The sequence below is a fragment of the Streptomyces sp. SID14478 genome, assembly GCF_010548525.1.
Taxonomy (GTDB): Bacteria; Actinomycetota; Actinomycetes; order Streptomycetales; family Streptomycetaceae; genus Streptomyces.
The window spans coordinates 1-3,103 of the sequence record NZ_JAAGMG010000645.1 but is presented as its reverse complement, the minus strand read 5'-3'; the positions used below and the strand labels follow the sequence as shown (position 1 = coordinate 3,103).

Sequence of the window (3,103 nt, the reverse complement as noted above, 5' to 3'; positions counted from 1 at the left end):
TGGCCGGGGGGTGGCTGCTGCTGCGCGGGCGCGACGCGTGAGGGACGGCGGGACGACGGCGGCCCGGGACCGGTCGGTCCCGGGCCGCCCTCGTGCTCAGCCGGGGGTCACGCGGCGGGCTCGCCGCCGAAGCGCTCCTTGTACGACTCCAGGTCCTCGTCGGTGATCTTCGCGAAGAGGACCGGCGGGACGGTGAAGGCGGTGCCCGCGGGGACGGTGTCCAGCGACCTCGCCTCGTCGGCGGTGAACCAGGTGCGGGTGTCGTCGCCGGTGAGGGCGAACGCCGCGCGCATGGCGGCCGCGGACGCCGGGATGAACGGCTCGGAGACCACCGAGTACAGGTGGATGAGGTTCATCGCCGTACGGAGGGTCAGGGCGGCGCCCTCCTTGTCCGTCTTGATCTCCAGCCAGGGGGCCTTCTCCTCCAGGTAGGAGTTGCCCGCGGACCACAGGGCGCGCAGCGCGGCCGCGGCCTTGCGGAACTGCAGGGCCGCCATCTGCTCCTCGTACTCGGCGAGGAGGCGGGAGATCTCGGCGCCCAGCTTCTGCTCGGCCTCACCGGGCGCGGAGCCCGCCGGGACCTCCTCGCCGAAGCGCTTCCTGGAGAAGGACAGGACGCGGTTGACGAAGTTGCCGAGGGTGTCGGCGAGGTCCTTGTTCACCGTCGCCGTGAAGTGCTCCCAGGTGAACGACGAGTCGTCCGACTCCGGGGCGTTGGCGATGAGGAAGTAGCGCCAGTAGTCGGCCGGGAGGGTCGCCAGGGCCTGGTCGGTGAAGACGCCGCGCTTTTGCGACGTGGAGAACTTGCCGCCGTAGTACGTCAGCCAGTTGAAGGCCTTGAGGTAGTCGACCTTCTTCCACGGCTCGCGGACACCCATCTCGGTGGCCGGGAACATGACGGAGTGGAACGGGACGTTGTCCTTCGCCATGAACTGCGTGTACCGGACGTCGGCGGCGCCGTCGGGCTCGAACCACCAGGTCTTCCAGGCGTCGCCCCGGCCCGTGCTGTCCGCCCACTCCTTCGTCGAGCCGATGTACTCGATGGGGGCGTCGAACCAGACGTAGAAGACCTTGCCCTCGGCCGCGAGCTCCGGCCAGGTGTCGGCCGGGACGGGGACGCCCCAGTCGAGGTCACGCGTGATCGCGCGGTCGTTCAGGCCCTCGGTCAGCCACTTGCGGGCGATCGAGGACGACAGCTGCGGCCACTCGTCGGCGACCTCGTCGATCCACGCCTCGACCTCGCCCTGCAGCTTCGACTGCAGCAGGAACAGGTGCTTGGTCTCGCGGATCTCCAGCTCGGTGGAGCCGGAGATGGCGGAGCGCGGGTCGATCAGGTCGGTCGGGTCGAGCACGCGCGTGCAGTTCTCGCACTGGTCGCCGCGGGCCTTGTCGTAGCCGCAGTGCGGGCAGGTGCCCTCCACGTAGCGGTCCGGCAGGAAGCGGCCGTCGGCGGGCGAGTACACCTGCCGGATGGCGCGCTCCTCGATGAAGCCGTTCTCGTTCAGCTTGCGGGCGAAGTGCTGGGTCAGCTCCGCGTTCTGCTCGGAGGAGCTGCGGCCGAAGTGGTCGAAGGCCAGCTGGAAGCCGTCGTAGACCGCCTTCTGCGCGTCGTGCGCCTGCGCGCAGAACTCGGCGACCGGCAGGCCCTGCTCCTTGGCGGCGAGCTCGGCGGGGGTGCCGTGCTCGTCGGTGGCGCAGATGTAGAGGACCTCGTGGCCGGTCTGGCGCAGGTACCGGGCGTACACGTCCGCCGGGAGCATGGACCCCACCATGTTGCCCAGGTGCTTGATCCCGTTGATGTACGGAAGGGCGCTGGTGATGAGGTGTCGAGCCATCGGGGGCTGCTCCCAGGTCGTGACGAGGCGTTGCGCGCAGTGACGGTTTTCGGCTGCGGTTTCGGCTGCGGAATCTAGAAATCGTAGCCGACATGGCGCGGCCGCCCGCGCGGTGTTTTGGTGCGCGGACGGCCGGGGTGGGTACGGGGCGGGGTTACGGGCGCCAGGCCGCGAGCACGCCCTCGTACAGCTCCGCGTCGGTGAGCTCGCGCGGGGCCGGGCCCGCGTGGAAGAAGGCGGCGTTGTCCGCCTTCAGCTTGCGCAGGTAGTCGAAGCCCTTGGCGTCGTGCTCGCCGAACGCCACGAACTGGAAGAACAGCGGGCGGCTCGCCGCCTTGGCCAGGGCCTCGGTCGCGGGGCGCTGGACGTCCGGGGGACCGTCCGTCTGGAAGACGACCAGGGCCGGGACGGTCGGGTCGGCGCTCTTCTCGTGGTGAGCGACGACCTCCTCGACGGCGCGGTGGTAGCTGGTGCGCCCCATCCGGCCCGCGGCCGCGTGCCACTCGTCGATCCTGCCCTCGTACGTCCCGTCGAGGGCGAGGTCGCCGGTGGCGTCGATGTCCGTCGAGAAGAAGACGGTGTGCACCGTCGGGGTCGCGCGGTCGTCGAGGTGGGCGGCGAGGGCGAGGGCCTGCTCGGCGAGGGCCGAGGCGGAGCCGTCCTTGAAGTACGGGCGCATCGACCCGGAGCGGTCGAGCACCAGGTACACCGTGGCGCGGGCCCCGTCGAGCCCCTGCTTCTTCAGCTCGGCCCCGGCGGCCTTGTACGCGGCGGCGAGACCCGGCGCACGGGACTTCACCTTGGCGGCACTGTGCGCGGGCGCTCCGCCGGTCGTCGGGTCCTCGGTCCTGGCCGGGGCCTCGGCGGTGGCCTTTGCCGCGGTGGCGGTGGTCTTGGCCGAGGCCTTCGAAGCGGTGGGCTCGGCCTTGGCCTTCGAGGCGGCGGGGGTCTTGGGTTCGGCCTTCGGCTTCGAGGCGGCGGGCGTCTTGGGTTCGGCCTTCGGCTTCGAGGCGGCGGGGGTCTTGGGCTCGGCCTTCGCCTGCGAAGGCGCAGGGGCCTTGGCTTCTTCGGCCTTGGCCTTCGAGGTGGCCGGAGCCTTCTTCGGCTTGGCCGCCGGGGTGCTGGTCTTCGCCTTTGCCGGGGCCTTCTTCGCCGGGGCCTTTTTGCCCACGGCCTTCTTGGCCGGGGCGGCGGGCTCGGCCGGGGCGGCTGCCTCGGTGGGGGTGTCCGCCTTTGCCGAGGGCTTGGCGGCGGCCTCCGGGGTGAGG

The 3,103-nt window shown here is 71.3% G+C and carries 2 protein-coding genes; both read right to left on the bottom strand.

What is annotated here, in order from left to right; translation table 11 throughout:
• Window positions 1-107: 107 nt before the first annotated feature.
• A complete protein-coding gene (gene metG, locus G3I40_RS21580; RefSeq protein WP_164303783.1) occupies window positions 108-1,835 on the bottom strand; it encodes a methionine--tRNA ligase in 1,728 nt (575 codons plus the stop codon).
• Window positions 1,836-1,989: 154 nt separating this feature from the next.
• A partial coding sequence (locus G3I40_RS47265) for a VWA domain-containing protein (RefSeq protein WP_239091871.1) occupies window positions 1,990-3,103 on the bottom strand: 1,114 nt, incomplete at its 5' end.

What these genes read in the sequence shown, in the direction of transcription:
- metG (WP_164303783.1), bottom strand. Translation starts at nt 1,835, where the DNA reads ATGGCTCGACACCTCATCACCAGCGCCCTTCCGTACATCAACGGGATC.